This window comes from Cohnella lubricantis (assembly GCF_014212015.1).
Lineage (GTDB): Bacteria > Bacillota > Bacilli > Paenibacillales > Paenibacillaceae > Cohnella > Cohnella lubricantis.
In genome coordinates this window covers 120,204-141,917 of sequence record NZ_JACJVN010000057.1, presented here as the reverse complement: position 1 = coordinate 141,917, position 21,714 = coordinate 120,204, and the positions used below count along the sequence as shown (strand labels likewise).

Here is a 21,714-nt window from a genome sequence, read left to right as displayed (position 1 = left end):
AGCATTAAGCTTCCTTGTTCTTGCGGCGAAGCTTCATCAGCACTTCGTAAGCGATCGGAACGATGATGAGCGTGAGCAACGTCGAGCTGACCAAGCCGCCGATGACGGTGACGCCGAGACCGCGGGAGATAATGCCCGCATCTTCGAAGCCGAGCGCGAGCGGCAGCAGTGCGCCGATCGTCGCCAGCGCCGTCATCAGAATCGGACGAAGCCGGGTTCCGGCCGCTTCGAGGATCGCTTCGCGGGTCGGCAATCCTTCCTTCTCCTTGTGAATGACGCGGTCGATCAGCACGATCGCGTTCGTGACGACGATGCCGATCAGCATAAGCGCGCCCATCAGCGCGGATACGCTGAGCGTCTCGCCGGCGATCCAGAGCGCCACCAGGCCTCCGATGATCGCGAACGGCAGCGCGAACATGATCGCGAATGGAGCCAGAGCGCCGCCGAACGTGAGCACCAGCACCAGATACACAATTGCGATCGCTGCCGCAATGGCTAGTCCCAGCTGCGAGAACGTCTCGTTCATCTGCTCGGTGACGCCGCCGAACTTCACTTCGACTGTCGCCGGCTTCTCGATCTTATCGATCTCCTTCTGCAGAGCCGTAGATGCTGCGCCAACGTCCTTCGTCGTCGCTTCCGCGCTGACCGTGACAACCATCCGACCGTTCTCCCGTGCGATCGACGATTGAGCGGTGCCTTCTTCGACGGTCGCGACATCTCCGATCGGAACCTCGATCCCGAGCGGCGATTGCAGCGTCTGATTCTGAATATCTTTGATCGATCCGTAAGTGGTGTTGTCCACTTCAACGTAGACGTTGTAGGTCTTGCTCTCTTCCTCTACCGTCGTCAGAACCGGACGGTCATGCTGCGGCATGAGAGCCATGGCGATCTGCCCGGCCGTCAAGCCGTACTGACTCAGCTTCTGCTGATCCGCCACCAGCGTATATTGGTCGTACGTCTTCGCGAGACCCGTATCGATCTTCTCGAACGATCCGTTCGCCTTCATCAGATCGGCGATCTTCATGACGACCGGCTCAATGTCTTCGAGCTTGTCGCCGTAGACGCTCAGGCTAAAGTTGCTGCCGCCGAGGCCGCCGGACATGTCCATCTCTTTCCACTCGCCGGTGTCGACGAGCTGGTGCAGACCGGCCACAATCTCGTCCTTCTTGTCATCGAAGTCCTTCGTGTTCTCGTCGAATCGGACGTAGAACAATCCGCCCTTGGAATTGCCCTGCGCCAGCGGATTGCCGCTGCCCCCGATCGAATACTGCATCGTGGTGACATCGGGCTGCTTCAGCAAGAAATCTTCAGCCGCGAGCGCGTGCTGCTTCACTTCCTCCAGCGTATCGCCCGGAGCCGGGCTGTACGTGATCATCATATTCTTCTCTTCTTGATCCGGTAGGAAGCTGAATCCGATGACCGGTACCAAGCCGAAGCTTGCGATCAACAGCACGAACGCGATGATCACCGTAATGATCTTATGGCGCAGAGCGGATGCAAGCAATCTCCGGTAGCCGTTCGCCAGCTTGCCGGGCTTCTCTTCATGATGCACGACTTTGCCAGACTTAAGGCCTTTGCGGAACATCATATGCGCCAGCATCGGCACCACCGTAATCGCCACCAGCAGAGAGGCGAGCAGCGCGAACACAATCGTCAGCGCGAACGGCAGGAACAGCTGGCCGACCATGCCGCTGACCGTGCCTAGCGGCAAGAATACCGCGATGGTGACGATCGTCGAAGACATAATCGGCAGGAACATCTCGCGAGTCGCTTCGCGGACGAGATCCTTGCCCTTCAGCTTCTCTCCGGCAAGCGACATCCGCCTGTAGATGTTCTCGATAACGACAATCGAGTCGTCGACGACCCGTCCGATCGCGACCGTCATGGCGCCGAGGGTCATGATGTTAAGCGTAATATCAAACTGCTGCAGCAGCAGGATTCCGATAAGGAGCGACAGCGGAATCGAGACGATCGAGATGATCGTCGTCCGGATGTTCCGCAAGAACAGCAGAATAATAATGACGGCGAACAAGGCCCCGAACAGCGCTTTGTTCAGCATCGTATGAACGGAATCCTCGATCGGCTTGCCCTGGTCGAGCAGCACGTCGATGCTGATGTTCGGATACTTGGCGGCAAGCTCCTCGTTCGCGTCCTTCACCGCGTTCACGACATCGACCGTATTGGCATCGTTCGCTTTGACAACCTGAATGCCGATCGATTCCTTGCCGTTCGTGCGGGAGATCGACTCGGCCTGGCCAACCAGTTCTATATCCGCCAGCTCGCTCAGCTTAACGGTCGGCAGTTCGGCCGGAATCATCGCACTGTCTACAATGTCAGCGCCGCCAGCCGCGCCTGCTCCAGCTGCACCCGCGCCCATTCCTTGCCCGCTTGCGCCAGCGCCGCCCATCGGAACCGCTGGAATCGGCAATTCCTTCAGCGCCTCAATCGTCGTCACGCGGCCGTCGACCACGAGCGACTTCTCCGAATTGTCCAGCTCATAGATGCCGAGCGGCGCCTTCATCGCCGCAGCTTGGATCAGCTGCTTCACCGTCTCCTGCGACATGCCAAGCTGCTGCAATTTATCGTCATGGAACTTGAGCTGAACTTCCTTCACGAATTGCCCGGAGACCGCGACGGAAGCGACGCCCGAGATACCTTCCAGCTGCGGCTTGAATTCATTATTCACGATATCCGTCAAGCTCTCCAGGTCGTCTCCTCCGGATACGCTGACCGAGATGACCGGGAACGAGCCGATCGAGAACTTCGCTATGCTCGGCTCCTGAGCGCCGGACGGCAGGCTGACCGCCCCCGCCGCCTCCCGCAAGCTTGTGACCGCCTTGTCCATATCCTGGCCGAAGTCAAATTCGACCATAATGGAAGAAGCGTTCTCCATAGAAGTGGACGTCACGTTCTTAACGGACTCCACATTCTTGAACCGCTGCTCAAGCGGCGCCGTTACCTGCTCCACGACCGCATCCGGGGAAGCTCCAGGATAAACCGTCGTCACGCTCAGATAAGGCAAAGACAAATTCGGCAGGCTCTCCTGCTTCATGTTCATGCCGGAATATAATCCGGCCACCAGGACAATAATCGTAATCATCCATAGCGCAAACTTGTTGTTCAACGAAAAGTTAATGATACTGCGCATGTCTCCGCTCCCTCCGCGTGTGCTGCTCTATCTATTTCTTGTCTTGCTAGCCATCTTATCGAACGGTCGGTCAGATGTCAAACGGCGACTTTTTGTCCGTTAGATGGGCATTTCACGTAGTTATACGGATAGAATGCCCTTCCGTTCCAACAATTTACCGAACGATCGGTCAACTGTATAGACTGCTAGTTCTGACAACAATAAAAAGCAACCGGATGAAGCATTTATCCGATTGCCCGTTCCCCGGCAAGCGCCTGCGCCGGCGGCTTCACTTGTCATTTTCCCAACACAGTTCGGTCCGTACCTTCAAGTCCTGGAATTATAAAGACCGGCAAGAATCCCGGACAACCAGCCGGGAAGCGGACGCTCGATCGATCTGAGCGCTGGCTTCTCCTTCGATTCGTCCGATAACAGCTTGCGTCAGCCGCTTCATCATGCCGTCGAAATCCACCTTCACGGTCGTGAGCGCCGGCTGGAATCTAGCGCTTAACGCGTGGTCGTCGAAGCCGACGATCGACAGATTCTCCGGCACCGATAAGCCTCGTTCCCGAAGCGCCCGAACCGCGCCGAAGGCGACGCTGTCATTGGCCATGATCATCGCCGTCGGCAGCCGCTCGCCAGTCTCCAGATAAGCTCGGATCGCCTCGTACCCGCGCTGCTCATGGAAGCCGCCGGACAATACCCATCGCTTCTCTACCGGAATGCCGTAATGCTTCATCGCCAAGAGGAAGCCCTCATACTTGTCGGTCCCGGAGAAGCGGTTCATATCTCCGTTCACGATGCCAATCTCCCGGTGATTCAGCTGCGCCAGATAGCCGACCGCCAGCATCATGCCGTGATGGTTGTCGAAGTTGACGATGACGCGGTTCGGTTCGTCGCGGCCCGGCAGATCCTGGTCCATCACGCCGACGATATAGCCTTCCGCAATCAGATCCTCAATCAGCGGTTCGTCGTTGGCTGCTCCGATGAAGATCGCGCCGTCAATCCGCCGTTGGTAGAAGATATCCTTGATCTCCCGGATGCCGCTCGCATCCTTCGTACTTCGTATTATATAAGTAAGCACATAGTATCCGGCCGCGGAAGCGTTCTCAATGATGCTCGCCAGAAGCATATTCGTCAGCATATCGCTCGACACATGACCGGCTTCGATCATGAACAAGCCGATCGTTCGGGTCTTCTTGCCCGCCAGCACTTGGGCCGACAAGTTGGGCACGTATTGATACTGCTCGATTATCTTCATGACCTTCTCGCGAGTCTTGGCCGGTACATTGGAGTAATTGTTAATGACCCGGCTGACCGTACTGCGGGATACGCCCGCAAGCCTGGCGATCTCCTCCGAATTAATGCCCGTATGTCTCATCTACACATCTTCCTTTTATCGTGAACACGCGTTTAAAGCTTCATCTTACCAGCCGCTGCCTTCTTAGTCAATCGCAAAGCCGCCTTATTCTCCGCCTCCGCTCCATATAGGAGCTGCAGGCAGGGAATAAGGCGGCTTAGGCGTTAGGCGCGCCATCCTGATCGGGCCGCCAGCGAACGTCGGTTTAGTTGACAGGGGTCAGACCCTTCGGGTCGATCGGCGTATGCCGGTTATGACGATCGCGATGGAACATGCGAGCCGCGAGCTTGCGAATCAATGGCAGCGCGTAGTAGTCGACGCCGAATTTGCCTGCGTTAGCTCCGGCGAACAAGATAACCGTTCCGAACAGGATGAGCCACGGGTTGCTCGATACCGTACCTGCGAGCAGGAACATGAAGTTCATCATCACTCCGAAGAAGGCAGCCGCCGTCGTGAGCGCTCCGAGAATCAACCCGAGACCGACAAGGAATTCACCGACCGGAATCATGAGGTTCAGTATATCGACGTTAGGCAGTGCGAAGTGCTTCAAGAAATCCACGAAGTGAGGGTATTGCAGAGCCTCGGTGCCCGTCTCCATGACGGGCTTGTTGATCGCGCCGTTCAGGAAGCCTCCGGCGTTGAACCCGCCCGTTAGTTTGTGCCAGCCTGCGTCAATCCATTGCCATCCGAGATAAATACGTGCGAAGAAGAGCAGCGCCGCCGCAATTCGATTGTTCCTTAACCAGTTCACCATGATTTATCCTCTCCTCTCATGGCTTCATCATACCTCCGTCAACGTGTTTCCCATATCGGGAATAACGCTGAATTTGCCGGCTCTGATTTCCCTATTTTGATTAGGGAATATCGCGAAGCCATCCTGACCCTTTTTTCGGGGAATTCCCCGAATTACTTCAGCAGGCTCAGCAGTTACAATAGAATTGCGCGCACATATGTACATTAGAATGGCTGCGCGCGCAGCGCATGTTAGCGCGATTAGACGACAACCATTATATTCAGATAGGAAGCGGGTGAGGGGATGGAAGAGATTCGCGTCCAGATAGAGAAGGAGCTGCATATGCTGCGGCAACTGCTCGAGACCGACGTAACGGCTGTCGCCTGGAAGCTTAAAGAAGATAACCGCTTGAGCTGGTGGGCAGCCGACGGCTGCACGGATGATCGTTACCGGAGCTTGGCCATTCGGATGGGCCGCGGACTGGAAGGATCGGTACCGCGGATTGGGCGTCCCCTCATCATTGATGAAGCGAACTCGGATACGCAGGGAAGACGGGAGGAATCTCCGTTCATGCGAGTCGAACAGCTGCTCGCCGCAGCCGTCTACCCGATCGCCGGAACGGACGGTGTGAACGGCGTGCTCTTAGCCGGCAGCCGCAGCCCGCGGACGTACTCGCCCGACAACCTGGCCGTTATGCAGCTCTCCTCTCGCAAGTTGAATCAACTGAGATATCAGGCGCATACGGGAAGCATGATCTCGGCTGAGAATCATTATGCTATAATCGAAGCTAAGAACGGTGAGGAGGCTTCGCGATGATTCGAATCATGCTCGTCGACGATCATGTCGTCGTCCGTACGGGATTGCGCCTGCTGTTGGAAGGCCAGGCGAATTTGGAAGTGGTCGGCGACGCCGCCGACGGGGACGAGGCCATTCGCCTTGCGCAGCAGCTAAAGCCCGACGTTGTACTGATGGATCTAAGCATGCCGCACGGCAAGGATGGACTGACGGCGACGGCCGAACTGAAGAAGCTTCTTCCCGATACGTGCGTGCTGATTCTAACGATGCACGACGACGACGAATATTTGTTCCGCTCGATTCACGCCGGGGCGTCCGGGTACGTGCTGAAGAGCGCGCCGCACGAGGAGCTTCTTACGGCGATCGAATCGGTGGCGCAAGGCAATGCTTATCTGTATCCGACAGCTACGAAGCGCCTGATGAACGAATATATGGAGCGGCTGAAGAACGGCGGAGACGGCTCCGATTCCTACGAGACGCTGTCGGAGCGGGAGCGGGAGATACTCTCCTGGATTGCCAAAGGCTATTCCAACAAAGATATTGCCGAGAATTTGATCATCAGCGTGAAGACCGTCGAGACGCACAAGGCGCACCTGATGGAGAAGCTGGGGCTTCGCACGAGACCGGACCTGGTGAAGTACGCGGTGAAGAAGGGGCTGTTGAACTTTGACGGATAGGCAGCAGAAGGACAGCGATTATCCCGAAGTCATCGGCCAGTACGCGAAGGACCTGCTCTCCCAGCTGGACGGCGTCATCCCCCGGCAGCCTTCGTTCCGCGAGGATCTCAAGTGGACGCTTAACGAGCTCATCAAGCTGAAGGTCGCGCTCGACGAGTCGTCGATCGTCGCCGTCACGAACCGCAAAGGCGTCATCCAGTATGTGAACGATAAGTTCTGCGAGATCTCGAAGTACGACCGGAGCGAACTGCTCGGAAGCGATCATCGCATCGTCAACTCCGGCTATCATGACAAAGCGTTCATGCGCAACTTGTGGAAGACGATTCAAGCCGGTCAAGTATGGCGCGGCGAGATTCGCAACCGCGCGAAGGACGGCACTTATTACTGGGTGTATACGACGATCGTCCCTTTCCTCGATGAGGAAGGCAGGCCTTATCAGTTCTTAGCTATCCGCAACGAGGTAACGCCGCTCAAACGCGCGGAAGAAGAGCTGCAGAAGATGATGACGAGGGTTATGCAGATACAAGAGGAGGAGCGCAAGCGCATCTCCCGCGAGCTGCATGACGGCATCGGCCAGAGCCTGTTCGGGCTCGCGATTCAGATGGACCGGTTGCTCGCGCAGCCCGCTCATCCTCCTGAGCTGGAGCAGCTGCGCCGCGACATGACCGCCGTGATCGAAGAAGTCCGCGGGCTTGCCTGGGAGCTGCGCCCTTCCGTGTTGGACGACCTGGGCGTCGCGCCGGCGCTCCGCAGCTACGCGGAGATGTTCTCGCAGCATTACGGCATCCGGATCCAGCTGTCCTGCAAGCTGACGAAGCGCTATGACCGCCAGCTCGAGACGGCCTTGTACCGGATCATTCAAGAAGCGCTGACGAATATCGGCAAATACGCCAAAGTAACCGAAGCGGAAGTCGAAGTATGGGAGGAAGAAGGCTCGGTGCATGCGCGCATCGAGGACCGAGGCGTCGGCTTTATCCTGATGCCGCAGCGGCAAGGCGTCGGGTTGTTCAGCATGGAGGAGCGCGCGCGCAGCGTCGGCGGCCACACCTCCATCTCTTCGGTTCCGGGCGAAGGCACGAAGGTGACGGCTTCTCTTCCCATCTGCCATTCGAATTTGTGATGTTCCGCAGAACTGCCATTTGACAGGAACGGTGAACGGGAGTATAATGATGAATCAGTTAAGTGTGACCCTCTGATATTTTCCTCAATGGGTGAATCATCCTCCCGTTTCCCATACACATTCCTTGATTATGAATCGGCTGCTGGAAGGAAACACGAATTCTCACTGGAGCGGTCTCGGAACCGCAAGAACGATGGAGAGGTAGGGCTATCGTTGTCTTCGTGCAAGTGACTAGGAGAGAATCGCGCGGTTGCGCTTAAAAGCCAAATTGACCCCCGTCAGCTATCGCTGCGGGGGTCGTCCAATATCTATAGCCTGATTCTCGGTAATCAGCCCACTACCATATGCGCTTCAGCGGCAGGCTCCGCATTCGGATCAATCTTCGGCTTGCGCAGCAGCAATCCAAGAATCAATCCGGCAATGGCGATAAACATTAGGATGAAGAAGGTATAGTTGAAAGTGGAAGTCCATTCCTCGATGCCCGGAACCGGCTTCTGCGCATCCGTCAGCAAATCCTTCATCTTGTTGCCGGAGACCGTCGTCAGCGTCGCGATCGCCAGCGAGGACATCACTTGCTGAGCCGCGTTCGTCAACGACGTGACGCGTCCGACGAGATTCTGAGGCGCCGATTGGATCAAGTGCGTATTCAGCGGCATCATGAACAGGCCCATTCCGGCGCCCAGCAGCGCCAGCGGCAGCATAACCATGACGATGCCGTCGCCTGCGTTCATGTTCGAGAGGAGCAAGGCTGCGGCAATGACGAGCACCATGCCGCTTAGTACCATCGGGCGAGCGCCGAAGCGGTCGGACAGCTTGCCGCCGATCGGCATGAACAGGCCCGAAGCGATCGCCTGCGGCAGCATGATCAGGCCGGTCTCGAAGGCCGAATAGCCATGCGCCTGCTGCAGGAACAGCGGCACGAGGAAGAAGCTGCCGAACAGCGCGAACTGCGACACCCATTGCACGATGATGCCTCGCGTGAAGTTGCCTGAGCGGAAGACACGCAGCTCCAGCAACGGGTTCTTGCGGCGGAGCTCTACGAAGATGAACAAGATCAGAGCAACGGCGCCAACGCAGATGCCGACGAGCGTCTCCGTAGAAGTCCAGCTGGTTCCTCCCTGCGTGACGCCGTAGGACAATGCCGCGAACGCAAGCGGAGCCAGAATAATGCCGAGCAGATCGAGCGCGGCAACGGTCTGCCGTTCGATGTTCGGAAGCGTGCGAATGCCGAGAATGACGGCGATGATGCCGATCGGCAGATTAATGAGGAAGATCCAGTGCCAGCTGACATAATCGACCATCCAGCCCGCAAGCACAGGACCTAAAGCCGGCGCGAGAAGAATCGGAATGCCCATCATGCCCATAACGGCGCCGACCTTATCCTTAGGCGCGATTCGATAGACGAACGCCATGGAGATCGGCATCACGACGCCGCCGCCCAGCCCCTGCAGGATGCGGAACAGAATGAGCATCTCCGCCGAATCGGCGAGCGCGCACAAGCCGGATCCGATCGTGAACAGAGCGATTGAGATGAGGAAGATCCGCTTAGCTCCGAAACGGTCGGACAGCCACCCGGCAAGCGGAATGACAGCCGCCTGCGCCAGCGCGTATCCGGTAACCGTCCATTGGATCAGCGACAGCGAGCTGACGAATTCCTCCTGCAGCTTCGGAATGGCTACGTTAACAGCTGTCCCGTCGAGAATAACCATGAAGATTCCGACGATGATCGCGACCAGCGGCGCCAGGATGGCTCCGATGGACGAAGACGACGCCGCTTGGTCTTGCTTTGCCTCTGATGACATGCCTTCTCTCCACTCTCCTTGAATCGGCGCACCGCCTGTTCGTCTCTCTAGCCCCATGCTCCGTTGACCGTCCAGCCCGATCGCTGTAGAATGGGTTCACGAACTCTTTCAGGAAGCAAGCCTTTGTTTAACCGGACAATTGTCCGGTATAATTCGATGTTAGCGGACAATTGTCCGGATGTCAATGAGTTCCTTTGTTAAATTTGCCAGACCGGGAGTGAGAATAATGCCGACACGCCGAGAACGCAGCGATGCCGCCGACAACCGCCGGCTTATTCTGCAGACAGCCAAGTCCTTGTTCGAAGAACACGGCGTTGAAGACGTCAGCATGCACCAGATTGCGAAGACTGCCGGTATCGGGCAAGGCACCTTGTATAGGCGTTATGCGCATAAAGGCGACTTGTGCTGCGACCTGATCGAGGATGCGGGAGCCGAAGCGATCAGCGCCGCCGAGCGGTATGCGAGCTCTACATCGGACACATTGTCCCCCTCCGAGCGGCTGGGCGGCGCGCTGGATCTGCTGGTCGACTTCATCGACGACAAGCTTCAACTGCTCATCCCGCTCCATAGCGTCCATATGTCCGCCGAGGATAAAACAGCATTCTTCCGTTCGCCCATCTATATTAATCTGAAGCGTATCTTAACCCAGCTTCTTCAGGAGGTTCCGTCCAATTCCGGCGAGGTTGACCCGCAGATCAAAGCCCATGTTATTCTCTGCTCGCTGAACCCGGCCGGTTATCTGCACATGCGCGACACCCTCGGCTTCTCGAAGGAAGAGATCAAGCAGTATTATCGCAAGCTCTACGCCGGTATTTAACGAAGGGCTAGGGTGAAAAGCAAAAGCGACAGCCAGGACGGGGATCCTCGTCCTAGACTGTCGCTTTTTATTGCTATCTTCTCTATTCCTTGCGGTCAGGCAGCGAGCGGACATAAGCATCCGACATGCTGAGCAATTGCAGCGCCTCGTCGTATTCCTCCTGGGTCGCTTCTCCCTTGCCTTCGCCTCCGCCGATTGGCGTCGCCGTGCCGTCCTTGAAGCTCTTGCCGGGGACGAAGACGCTCGTATCGTTGATGAACGAGCCCGTTGGCAAGTAGTAGCGCTGCGGCAGCACGTTGTGCGTCGTATTCAGCAGATCTTCGCCGAAGTGGATATGGTCCGCCAGCGAGATCCCGGCCAAGTTCGCGATCGTCGGGAAGATATCCGATTGACCTCCGACCTGATTGATCACCTGCGCTTCCTGCTGATCGCCGGGGAGCTTCAGGATCAGCGGAATGTTCATCATATCCTGAACGGTGTAATCGCGGTGGTAGATGTCGTCCTTCATCAGCTTCTTCTCGGCCGAGGTGAGCGAGTAGATCGGCAGCCCTTGATGATCCCCGTAGATGACGACCAGGCTGTTGTCCCAGACGCCGTTCGCCTTCAGCTTGTCTATGAATTGGCCGAGCGCCCAGTCCGAATAATTCTGCGCTCGGATATAGTCGCCGACCAGCGTACCCTCATAGCGATCAGGCAGATCCATCTTGTATTTGCGTCCCGGAATGTTGAACGGATGATGGCCGGACATTGAGATGATCTGCGTGTAGAATGGCTTGCCGGAGCTCTGCATCTCGGCCAGCTTGTCCGCTGTCTTCGCGTAGAGCACTTCGTCGGAAGCGGCGAACATGACGGTGTCTTCGTCTCCGAAGAACTCCTTGTCGTAATACTTATCCCAGCCGAGCGCCGGGTACATCGCCTTGCGGTTCCAGAATTCCACGCTGTTCGTATGGAACGTGGCCGTGTCGTAGCCGTTGGCGGCGAACGTCCGCGGCGCGCTTGGCAGCTCCTTGTCTGCGTATTCCTGCGAGGCTGCGCCGTCGCGCGGCACATAGAACGACGTGTTAACGACGAATTCGGCGTCCGCCGTATTGCCCTGTCCGACTTGCTGGAAGAAGCGGGGGAAGTACAGGCTGCCCTTCATCAGCTTGTTCAGGTTAGGCGTAATCTCGGTTCCGTCGATATTCAGCCCCAGCAGGAAGTTCTGGAAAGCCTCCATCTGAATGATGATGACATTCTTGCCTTGGGCTGAACCCCAATAGGCCGGCGTCTCTGTCTGCGCAGGCTCGCCCTTCAGCTTGTCGATCTCCGCTTGCGTGATGTTCGACACATCTACCGGAGCGTCTTTGGAGGATGCGAAGGCGACGTAGACCTCATAGTTGAGGATGCCCATGTTCTGCGCCTGCAGAATCTCGTTCATGCTCCCCTTGTTCGGCATGACGCTGAATACGCAAGCGGCGAGCGATAGCACGGCCAGGCCGCTGAACAGCGGCGTCCGTTCACGGATTCGGAGGCTTCGCCCCCAGGCCCTTGCCCGCTTGCTGAAGATCAGAATGAAGAACAGAATGACAACGTCGACATAGATCAGCAGAAAATAGGGATGCAATAGGGAGAACACGCTTCCCTTGACTTCCGTCACCTGATTCACTTGCGATAACGCCGTGTACGTCACGATAACGCCGAAATATTTGTAATACATAATCACGGCGAAGTAGATGCTGGTCATCACGAGATTCGCGACCAGATAAGCGCCAAGCTTCTTCTTCGGCAATAGCAGCTCGATCAGAGAGAAGACGAGCCATACGGAAGGAATGCCGGTCGCCAGCGCAAGCCATGTCTCAGCCTCGTTAAATACAGCGAACTTGGCGAGATAGATTTTGAGAATCATAAGTACAGAGAAAAAGACAAACGGCTTGGAGACGAAGTCCCTCAAACGCTGTCCAATTGCCATCGCGATCAACTCCTGAAGTACGGTCATTCATCTCTTGGTAGAATGCCTCACCCTATCATAGCCGATTTGGGGGGGATAAAAAAGCCCGGGTAACATTTGACTTGGCCGCCGTCACGTCTTAAAATCCGGCTAATAAGGTATAATGAGCAGTTGAAAGGATGTGTCCGAATGGCGATCCGATACATGAGACCATACGACGAGATTCTAGACGAGATGTGCAAGGCGCTTGAAGATATCCCGGATTGTTACGAGACTTTCGAGATGAGCTCAGAGGAATGGGGCGAGCTGACGCCTGCCGAGCGGGACGTCTGCATTCGCACGCTCGCCGACGACCTCTTCTATGTGCTGGGTTCAGATCCGCACACCGAAGCCGGCTCCGGCAGGCTGGAATACGACAAAGATCGCGCCGTCATTAAGATCGCCGCATCGCCCCAGCTCGTCCATCTCGTCTCCCTAAAGTAAGCTTTGCAAGAACGAGTAAACCCGTCTCCCCGCCGGGAGCAGCGCCGATTCGGCCAGCCGCGTCGGCGTCGGCACCGGCCAGGAACGCATGAACGCCAGATGAATGCCGGCGCCGTATGCGATCAGCCCTGCGAATAGCGACATCTCCCTCCAGCGCCGGCCTGAGTCGAGCTTCCGGCAGCCCAAATAGGCGAAGGCTGCATAGATCACCAACATAAGAACGGTTCTCATCCGTCGGCTAATCCTCCTCCTGCCCGAACTGCTTCTTAAAGGATTTGGTGCTGAGCCCTACCCTCTTGAGCGTAAACTCCACTTGAAGATTCAATGGAATTTGAGCATATCGCGCGGCCCAATCCGGTTCGACCTCATGCCACAGCTTCGGGTACTTGCGATGAACTCTGTCCGCCAGCCCGATGACATCGGCTTGTAATTGCTGGGTTGCGCTGTACCCGGAACGAACCACTTCAATGATCCGCTGCCTGACCTGGCTCTCCAGCTGGCGCAGCGCTTCAGACTCTTCCAAGTCCAAGCTGCAGTTCGTCTCCAGCAGTGTACCGTTCGCTACAATTCTCGCTTGCAAGGTTAGTTCGTCTCCCCGGCGGACAGGTGTGATCTTCGTATCCGCGCGTTCGACCCGCACCGACGTCTCCAGCGTCGGTTCCGTTGCCTTGCAAGGGGCGGAGATGTTCGTACGTTCCACCTTATTGCGCAGAAAGGCGACTCCCAGCGCCTCGTCCTGCGACAGCCACCCGGCCAGCTTCCCTTCCTTCAGCACCGCAAGACGGCCCAGCCGAAGCTTCGAAGGCAAGCTGGTGTTGCCCATCATCTGGTTATTCGTCACCTCGGGCGTTCCGGAGATGAGAATCTCGGGTATAACCGCGTTGTGGGAAGACCCCAACAGCTGCAGCGCAAGCTCATACATATTGACCGAAGGCAGCGCAGAGAACAGCCGATTCTCCGTGCGAAGCGTCTCATAGATTCCTTCGCCGGGAATGGTCTGGATCTGCATCAGTTGGCGAAGGATGGATCGCGCGCTCTCCTCGGTGACCAGCACGTCAACCGTCTCCCGCGACTCCGAGTTGCGCAGATAAGAGTCGATCAGCGGCTCCAGGCCGCGGCGCGCCGCTTCCGCGCTGACCACTACGACCCGATTGTGTGAGAAGAACAGCTTGCGGGGGCTCTCGAACGTGCTTTGCTGGATCGCGCCTCGGATCGTCGGGCCGTGAGTGGAATAGACGATGATCGGCGACTGGGAAGCGCCGCCCTTCATGTTGCCCATCGCTCCGGAGATCGCGGAAGGAATGACAACTTGATAGGACACGACCCATTGCTGCTTCTCGTCCCAATCCACGGCGGTTGCCGCCGTAATGGACAGCTCGTTCAGCTCCAGCCGATCCCAGCAGCCCGCCAGCAGAACGATCGACAGCAGCGCCGCAGCCGGTTTGACGAGCTTCATGTTCTTCCCTCCTCCGCCTTCTTGCTTCCTCGTCCAAGCTTCAGATAAGACGCCAGCCATAGAACGAACGGAACCAGTATGTTAAAGATGATCAGCGAGACGTTCTTAGCGAAGGCTTCGATCTCCATCTCGAAGTTCTCGGGCCAGGAGAAGGACGCATCCAAGGTCAGCAGCAAGCCGATCGCCCAGAGGATCAGCTGTCTCCCGCCGCGAACGCGGAACGTCTGCTCCAGGCAATGGACCGCTCCGAACAGCAACAGCGATATTTTCAAGAACACCGTCACCATCCAGAACATAATGAAGTACATGTCTATCCGCTCCAGGAAACCGCCGAACTGGATAACTGAGATGAGCTCGAAGGAAGGATACTGCAGGAACTTGACGACGTTCGGCCCGAACAGCATCAGCGCTTCAAGCACGATGAACATCATCATGAAGCCAACCAGCAGCACACCCCATATGACCGCTCGGGGTGCCTGCCGAGGCTTCGCCATGAACGGAGCTATCAGAAGAATAATGGCCGCCTCGGACATCCAGCAGACGGGCGTAAACGCTCCCGCCGCGATATGGCCAATGGACTTCTCTCCGATCGGCTGCAGGTAGCTAAAGTGCATTCTCGAATACAACAGAACAATGGTCGCCGTATAAATGCCGACCGTGGCGATCATCATCAGGAAGCAGATGCGGGCAATGGTCACAATCCCCTGGCCGACCGCGTACATCGCCAGCAGGACAGTCACGGCGATCAGCACGGCATTCGGCGTGGTAGGCAGTACGTTGACTTTGAGAAAGCTGATGTACTCATTGAGTGCCCGAGAAGCATGAGAGAAGAAGTGGAAGGCCAGCAGCAGCCCTCCCGCGAAGGCGATCGCTCTTCCCGACCTGCCGCTCAGCCAATTCAGGAATGATTCCCCGTCCCCGTTCCTTCCCGCGAACCAACCCAGCCAAGCGGCGATGCCGCCTCCAATCGCGGTCGCCGCAATCGTGCTAATCCACGCATCCTGGGCGGCAAAGTCAAGAACGGCGGTCGGCACGATCAGATAAGCCGTCGGCATGATAATCATGATGATCGCAGCCATGCATTCGGCAACGGTCAGACCGCTCCTCATGATCCACGCTCCCCTCTATCCTTGGGAGGCCCCGGCTTCAGCCCCGGCGCCTGTCGGACGCGATCTTCAGTCGAGATGACGCTCGGACGGGTCTTCATCAGCCACCATGGCGCCCGAACCAGGACATCCTTCAGATTGGATATCTTAAGCGGAGCTAACGGAGTCATGTACGGCACGCCGAACGACTTCAGGCTGACGAGATGAATGAGCAGAATCATCACGCCGGACATAATGCCGAACAGGCCGAGCGTGGCGGCCAGCAGCATCATGGCGAAGCGGATCAGCCTTGCCGCAATGGCCATATTAAGCGCCGGAATCACGAAGTTGGCGATAGCCGTGAACGAGACGACGATGATCATCGCGGCTGAGACCAGGCCGGCTTGAACCGCCGCTTGGCCGAGCACCAGCGCTCCGACAATGGAGATCGCAGGGCCGATGATTCTTGGCATGCGAACACCGGCCTCGCGCAGCACTTCGAACGTCACCTCCATTAGCATCGCTTCGATCAGAGCCGGGAACGGCACCCCTTCCCGCTGCGCAGCCAAGCTGATCAGCAGCGGCGTAGGCAGCATCTCTTGGTGGAAGGTCGTAATGGCGATATAGAGCGAAGGAAGCAGCATGGAGATGAAGAAGGAGACCATGCGGATGACCCGCAGAAACGTCGCGATATCGAAGCGCTGGTAATAATCCTCGCTGGATTGGAAGAACTTGACGAACGTCACGGGAGCCAGCAGCACGAACGGCGACCCATCGACGACAATCGCTACCTGCCCTTCCAGAATGCCGGCGGCGATGGCGTCCGGCCTCTCCGAATTCTGTATCGTAGGGAAGGGCGTCCAAACCTCGTCTTGAATGAACTCCTCTACGTAGCCGCTCTCCAGAATACTGTCCACTTCGATTCTCGAGAGCCGGCGCCGAATCTCCTCCACCACTTCTTCCCGCGCTATGCCCTTCATATAGACGACGCTGGTCACGGTCTTCGTATGCTTGCCGAGAAGGCGGTTCTCCACCCGGATCAGCGGGGATTTGATCCGTCTGCGAATAAGCGAGATGTTCGTCTGAACGTCTTCCGTGAAGCCTTCCTTCGGTCCGCGGGCTACCGTCTGCGAGCTCGGCTCGTCGACGGAACGCTTCTCGCCTCCGCGCGTCGCCGCGGCGAACGCGACAGAGCTGCCATCCGACAGAATAATCGTAGATCCCGTCAACAGTTCTTCGATCAGATGGCTGAGATCATAAGTCTCCCGCACGCGTCCGAGCTGGATCGTGCCTGCTTCAAGCAGGGCTCGCATATCGGCGGCGGACAAGGAGGAGCGGCCGGATGACAGCTCGTGAACCCGCTCCATGATCGGGCTCAGAAGCATCTGGTTGATCGTATCGAAAATGACGATGCCGTCGATATAGACGACAGCGGCCAGGACACGGCCCGAATCGTCGCGAATCAGTCGGATGGTCAGGTCCGAGCTATCGCCCAGCTCGCGGCGAATCGCATTCAAGTTCGCCTGAAGCTGGCGGGAGAGCGAAGGACCGCCCGGCCCCCTGCCGCCTCCGTTCCCGCCGCCTCCGTTCCTCCTGCCGGAATGGTCTCGGCGCTTCAAGAACGGCAGCCTTATTCCGAGTCCTCTCATCTTATTCCCCCATCGCCGAAGCTTTCGGTGATCGAAGCAGCATGACCGCAAGCAGCACGATCGGAACCGCGACTTCGAAAATCGGAAAATGATAAACCAGGTTGTATTTAAAGCCGACCGACACTTGCTGCATATAACTGCGGAAGCCAAGCGCCCCCAAGTAGATCAGCGCGCCAACCGGCACAATGAAGTAATGGGCTTTCGCTCCGGTCAACTGGGCCATGCAAAGAACGGCAGCCAGGTAATAGGCAGTCTGCTTCATGAACACGCCGACGAACAGCAGCAGCAGGACGATCGGATCGAGCCTCTCCACCATCTTGAATAAACCGGCCGATTGCAGAAGCGGAATCACGCTAGTGTCCGCGAGCGGGCCTAGAACCCCGATCAAGAGCACGTTCGCGGCCACGATCAGCAGTCCCGCGAATAGGAAGGTGAGAAGCGTCGTTCGAGACGTCAAGCTGCTGCGCCCCCCATATTTCAAGAACATGAGGAACAGTACCATCTCCCCGAAGGGGAAGGATACGACCGTGGGCAGCGCAGCCATCACGACCGGACGCAGGCCGTGTTCCAGCGCCGGCTGCAATTCTTCCGGGCGGAACAGATCCGAGAAGAAGATAGGGCCGTACAGCAGCCCATACATCAGCGTGACGCCGGGAGCGATAAGCAAAGCTACGCGAAAAAATACTTCGGGACCCTTGTAAACCGCAAAGGCAGATACGGCCATCATCACCAATGCGACGAAGCCAAGAGGCGTTGTCGGCAGCAAGTACATTAGCATCCAATCGCCGAATTCGCGGACATTGCGGACCGATTGATAAGCGAAGTAGACCATATATGCTGCCGTTACCGCGCCGCCGAGCCACTTGCCCAAATATGCGAGCAACAGTTCCGCTAAGCTGCTGTCCGGTTCCCTGCGATAGATCGGCAACGTAACGGCCGCAAGCAGCAGCAGTCCTGCTAGCAGAGCAAGAAGCACCGACATCCAGGCATCGCGTCCTGCCGGCTTCGCCAGCAGAAACAACGGAGAGCTTCCCACCTGGACTAGAAAAATTCCCGCGGCAAGCTCGTATTGGACTATTTTCTGCATACAGACCTCGCAGGAACGAATTGGAACCGCATTGATAATATGGAACGCAGCGCGGCAATTCATGCATCCGGCCAGGTCCGGCAGCCCCCCGCGCGATTCGCTTCCTGCCCACGGCGGCTTGCCTCGTTTGGCTCTGCCCTGCTGTGGTATAATGAAATATTAGAAAATAAATCGCTTGTACAGGGCGGGGAAGGAAGCTCCCGATGAGCCGTTCGCTATCTCTTCAGCAGATTAAACTGTTGTGCGGCCAAGTCTCTTACGATCGGGGACTGAAATATGTAGAAGCGGGACGCGTCATGCAGGCCGACTTCAACGAGGCCGAACGCCGGTACGACGCCTATGTATGGGGCAGCGCTCGCTACAGCGTTCGGATCGTCATGGACCTCTCCGGCGTCGAAGATGCCCGCTGCAGCTGCGACGCCCGCCATTCCCAATACTATTGCAAGCATATTGCGGCTGTATTGATTCATATTTTCAACGCCCAGCAGCCGCTTGAACCGAAGCCGAATCCCGCCGCTACGGCTCCCGCCGCGCGTCCGCCCGAGCCTGTCTTCTCGAGCCGGGACATCCAATTCGCCAAGAATATCATCTCTCTATTCGATAACGCGCCATCCGCCGCATACGGGGGCGAGGAAGGGGGCCACGGCTCCCGCGTTCCGCTTGATGTCGAGTTCATCTGCAAGGCCGTCTCCGACTTCAGCCGCTCCCCGCTGCTAGCGCTGGAGATGAGAGTCGGCCCCAAGCGGCTCTACATCGTCCAACGGATTAAGGAGTTCCTCGGCGCCGTCGAACAGCAACTGCCCTTCGTATTCGCCAAGCTGTTCACCTACGATCCCGCGGTTCACATCTTCAAGCCGGACGATGAAGCGATCATCCGCCGATTGATCGACATTACGCATAGCGAGTCAGCTTACCGCGACGCCTTCCGCACCGCAGGCGGAGGTTACTCGCTGCAGCAGGACCGTCATTTGATCATCCCCCCTTACGCGTGGGAGGAGCTGCTCCCCCTGCTGCAATCCGCGAACGTCAGGTTCGAGCAAGGCATGCGCGAGCAGCAGGGCATATGGATTGAGGACAATGCGCCCCCGCTCGAATTCGAGCTGAACCCGGCTGAAGCAGGCGGGCTGCAGCTGGATATTCACGGGCTGGAGCGCATTCAAGTGCTGGATAATTACGGCTATGTCGCCGCCGATTGCGTTCTCTATCGCACGGACGAAGCCTCGATGCGCCGAATCGACGAGCTGAAGCGGATGTTCGCCTACAAGCCGGCGAAGCAGCTGCTGATTCCTCCCGCGCAAGTAGAGCCGTTCATGGACCGCGTCATTCCGGGGCTCCGCCGAATCGGCGAGGTAACGATCGCGGCATCCGTCTCGGACCGCTTCATCAGCCCGCCGCTAGAAGCGAAGCTGGATCTCGACTGGCTGAACGGCCGCCTGCTTGCTCGGCTTGTCTATAATTACGGCGATATCCGGATCAATCCGCTGCGCCCCGACAGCGGCCGGGATCTAGCGGCTGGCGACCGCATTCTGCTGCGCGACGTGGAGAAGGAAGGCAAGATCATGAGCCTGATCGAGCGGGCGAACTTCAAATATAATGGCAGCGAGCTGTACCTGGACGACGAAGACGAGTTGTACCGCTTCCAATTCCGGCTGCTTCCGCAGCTCGAGAAGCTGACCCGCGTCACGGCGACCGAGGTCATGAAGACAGCGCTTCTGCAGCCTCTCGCTCAACCCAAGCTGACGATCGACGTCGATGCTCATACGCAGTGGCTGGAGGTCAGCTTCGATATGGAGGGCATCGACGAAGAGGAGATTCGCGATATTCTCCGCACGCTCGTCGAGAAGAAGTCGTATTACCGGTTATCCAGCGGCTCGTTCTTGTCGCTCGAGGATGAGAGCTTCCAGGAGATTGCCCGGCTGATGGACGAGATGGACGTGGCGGGCAACGAGATCAAGGGCTCGAAGTTCGGCCTCTCCGCCGTACGCGGACTGTCGCTCATGAACGCCGCTCCGCACGGTCAGAGCGTCCGGTTCAGCCGATCGCTGAGACAGCTGCTGGAGAATATGCGCAACCCGGATAATCTCGACTTCCCCGTGCCGGATACACTGAGCGGCGTGCTTCGGGAATATCAGAAGTTCGGCTATCAGTGGATGAAGACGCTCGCGCATTACCATTTCGGCGGCATCCTCGCGGACGATATGGGACTTGGCAAGACGCTGCAGAGCATCGCCTTCATCGAATCGGCTCAGGAGGAGATTCGCTCCTCCGGGCTTCCCGTTCTGATCGTCTCGCCAGCTTCGCTGCTCTACAACTGGAAGAGCGAGATCGCGAAGTTCGCGCCGGACTTGCGGGTCACCGTCGCGGCTGGCTTGAAGCAGGAGCGAAGCAGCCTGCTCGAGGATCTGGGGGACGTCGACGTGCTCGTCACCTCGTATCCTCTGCTGCGCCGCGATATGGAGCTGTACGCGAAGCAGCAGTTCTACGCGCTGTTCCTGGATGAAGCGCAGGCGATCAAGAATCACGCGACACAGACGGCGCATGCCGTGAAGCTGCTGCGGGCCGGCTACCGGTTCGCGTTGACGGGCACGCCGATCGAGAATTCGCTGGATGAGCTGTGGTCGCTGTTCGACGCCGTCTTCCCCGAGCTGTTCGGCAGCCGGCGCGCGTTCGCCGAGCTGTCCAGGGAAGGCATCGCGAAGCGCGTGCGCCCGTTCATTCTTCGCCGGATGAAGACCGACGTGCTGAAGGAGCTGCCGGACAAGATCGAGACGCTCCAGCTGTCCGAGCTGACCGACGAACAGAAGAAGCTGTACGTCGCGTACTTGTCCCGGCTGCAGGCGGAGACTGTGCAGAGTTTGAAGACGGAAGGCTTCCAGAAGAGCCGGATGAGAATATTGGCCGGCCTCACCCGGCTGCGCCAGCTATGCTGCCATCCCGCCCTCTTCGTCGAGAATTACGAAGGAGATTCGGGCAAGCTCGAGCAGCTGCTCGAGATCGTGGACGAAGCGCTCGGCGGCGGGAAGCGGATGCTAATCTTCTCCCAATTCACGTCGATGCTGGGGCTGATCCGCGAGGAATTGGCGCTTCGCGGCCAATCCTGCTTCTATCTCGACGGCCAGACGCCTGCCCAAGAGCGGGTCGAGCTGTGCCGGCGGTACAATGAGGGCGAGCAGGACATCTTCCTCATCTCGCTGCGCGCGGGCGGAACGGGCTTGAACCTGACGGGCGCCGACACGGTCATCCTGTACGACCTGTGGTGGAATCCCGCCGTCGAGCAGCAAGCGGCCGACCGCGCCCACCGCATCGGGCAGAAGAAGGTCGTGCAGGTGATCCGGCTGGTGACGCAGGGCACGATCGAGGAGAAGATGGTGGAGCTGCAGAAGCGCAAGCAGGACTTGATCGCCGAGGTGATCAAGCCGGGCGAGGAGTCGCTGTCCGCGATGACGGAGGAAGACATTCGCGAGCTGCTCATGATCTGAGGCAGGCGGGCGATACGTGTGCGGCTGGCGCACATGCGGGTAATCTGGTTGGCGGCATTTCGGCGTTTGGCGCACATGTAGGCCATCTGGTTACTCTCTTTGGCGGCATTTCGGCGG

16 protein-coding genes are annotated in these 21,714 nt (G+C 57.8%); 6 read left to right on the top strand and 10 right to left on the bottom strand.

What is annotated here, in order from left to right; all coding sequences use genetic code 11:
- Positions 1-4: 4 nt before the first annotated feature.
- The 3 genes from H4Q31_RS15230 to H4Q31_RS15220 form a co-directional block, all read right to left on the bottom strand.
- On the bottom strand, positions 5-3,148 hold the full coding sequence (locus H4Q31_RS15230) for an efflux RND transporter permease subunit (protein ID WP_185179903.1): 3,144 nt from the start codon (positions 3,146-3,148) through the stop codon (positions 5-7).
- Positions 3,149-3,467: 319 nt separating this feature from the next.
- Positions 3,468-4,508, bottom strand: a complete 1,041-nt coding sequence (locus tag H4Q31_RS15225) for a LacI family DNA-binding transcriptional regulator (protein WP_185179902.1) — start codon at positions 4,506-4,508, stop codon at positions 3,468-3,470.
- A 184-nt stretch (positions 4,509-4,692) separates the two neighbouring features.
- A complete protein-coding gene (locus tag H4Q31_RS15220; protein WP_221626854.1) occupies positions 4,693-5,241 on the bottom strand; it encodes a DoxX family membrane protein in 549 nt (182 codons plus the stop codon).
- Between the two features lie 282 nt (positions 5,242-5,523).
- Between H4Q31_RS15220 and H4Q31_RS15215 the strand changes: the two genes are divergently transcribed.
- From H4Q31_RS15215 to H4Q31_RS15205, 3 genes are read left to right on the top strand one after another with little or no spacing between them, the layout of a single operon-like run.
- A complete protein-coding gene (locus H4Q31_RS15215; protein WP_185179901.1) occupies positions 5,524-6,036 on the top strand; it encodes a GAF domain-containing protein in 513 nt (170 codons plus the stop codon).
- On the top strand, positions 6,033-6,692 hold the full coding sequence (locus H4Q31_RS15210; protein WP_185179900.1) for a response regulator transcription factor: 660 nt from the start codon (positions 6,033-6,035) through the stop codon (positions 6,690-6,692). Before H4Q31_RS15215 ends, H4Q31_RS15210 begins: the two co-directional genes overlap by 4 nt.
- Entirely contained in the window at positions 6,682-7,812 is a 1,131-nt protein-coding gene (locus tag H4Q31_RS15205; protein WP_376698255.1) for a PAS domain-containing sensor histidine kinase, read from the top strand. Before H4Q31_RS15210 ends, H4Q31_RS15205 begins: the two co-directional genes overlap by 11 nt.
- A 329-nt stretch (positions 7,813-8,141) precedes the next feature.
- On the opposite strand, the gene H4Q31_RS15200 is transcribed toward H4Q31_RS15205, so the two are convergent.
- Positions 8,142-9,614, bottom strand: a complete 1,473-nt coding sequence (locus H4Q31_RS15200) for a DHA2 family efflux MFS transporter permease subunit (RefSeq protein WP_185179899.1) — start codon at positions 9,612-9,614, stop codon at positions 8,142-8,144.
- A 226-nt stretch (positions 9,615-9,840) separates the two neighbouring features.
- On the opposite strand from H4Q31_RS15200, the gene H4Q31_RS15195 reads away from it, so the two are divergent.
- Complete coding sequence (locus H4Q31_RS15195; RefSeq protein ID WP_185179898.1) at positions 9,841-10,431, top strand: TetR/AcrR family transcriptional regulator; 591 nt, start codon at positions 9,841-9,843, stop codon at positions 10,429-10,431.
- A gap of 82 nt (positions 10,432-10,513) precedes the next feature.
- On the opposite strand, the gene H4Q31_RS15190 is transcribed toward H4Q31_RS15195, so the two are convergent.
- The gene (locus H4Q31_RS15190) at positions 10,514-12,379 is read right to left on the bottom strand and encodes an LTA synthase family protein (RefSeq protein ID WP_185179897.1); all 1,866 of its coding nucleotides are present in this window, start codon (positions 12,377-12,379) and stop codon (positions 10,514-10,516) included.
- A 168-nt stretch (positions 12,380-12,547) separates the two neighbouring features.
- Here H4Q31_RS15190 and H4Q31_RS15185 point away from each other — a divergent pair, with 168 nt between their 5' ends.
- Positions 12,548-12,841, top strand: a complete 294-nt coding sequence (locus H4Q31_RS15185; RefSeq protein WP_185179896.1) for a hypothetical protein — start codon at positions 12,548-12,550, stop codon at positions 12,839-12,841.
- On the opposite strand, the gene H4Q31_RS15180 is transcribed toward H4Q31_RS15185, so the two are convergent.
- From H4Q31_RS15180 to H4Q31_RS15160, 5 genes are read right to left on the bottom strand one after another with little or no spacing between them, the layout of a single operon-like run.
- Positions 12,833-13,072 (bottom strand): hypothetical protein, encoded by a 240-nt coding sequence (locus tag H4Q31_RS15180; protein WP_185179895.1) that lies wholly within the window; start codon positions 13,070-13,072, stop codon positions 12,833-12,835. The genes H4Q31_RS15185 and H4Q31_RS15180 overlap by 9 nt on opposite strands.
- Before the next feature lie 7 nt (positions 13,073-13,079).
- Positions 13,080-14,297, bottom strand: coding sequence for a Ger(x)C family spore germination protein (locus H4Q31_RS15175; RefSeq protein WP_185179894.1), 1,218 nt, complete (start codon positions 14,295-14,297; stop codon positions 13,080-13,082).
- On the bottom strand, positions 14,294-15,406 hold the full coding sequence (locus H4Q31_RS15170; RefSeq protein ID WP_185179893.1) for a GerAB/ArcD/ProY family transporter: 1,113 nt from the start codon (positions 15,404-15,406) through the stop codon (positions 14,294-14,296). Before H4Q31_RS15170 ends, H4Q31_RS15175 begins: the two co-directional genes overlap by 4 nt.
- Entirely contained in the window at positions 15,403-17,031 is a 1,629-nt protein-coding gene (locus H4Q31_RS15165; protein ID WP_185179892.1) for a spore germination protein, read from the bottom strand. The genes H4Q31_RS15170 and H4Q31_RS15165 overlap by 4 nt, the downstream gene beginning before the upstream one ends.
- A gap of 1 nt (position 17,032) precedes the next feature.
- Entirely contained in the window at positions 17,033-18,118 is a 1,086-nt protein-coding gene (locus H4Q31_RS15160) for a GerAB/ArcD/ProY family transporter (protein ID WP_185179891.1), read from the bottom strand.
- A gap of 203 nt (positions 18,119-18,321) precedes the next feature.
- On the opposite strand from H4Q31_RS15160, the gene H4Q31_RS15155 reads away from it, so the two are divergent.
- On the top strand, positions 18,322-21,597 hold the full coding sequence (locus tag H4Q31_RS15155; RefSeq protein WP_185179890.1) for a DEAD/DEAH box helicase: 3,276 nt from the start codon (positions 18,322-18,324) through the stop codon (positions 21,595-21,597).
- Positions 21,598-21,714: the final 117 nt, after the last annotated feature.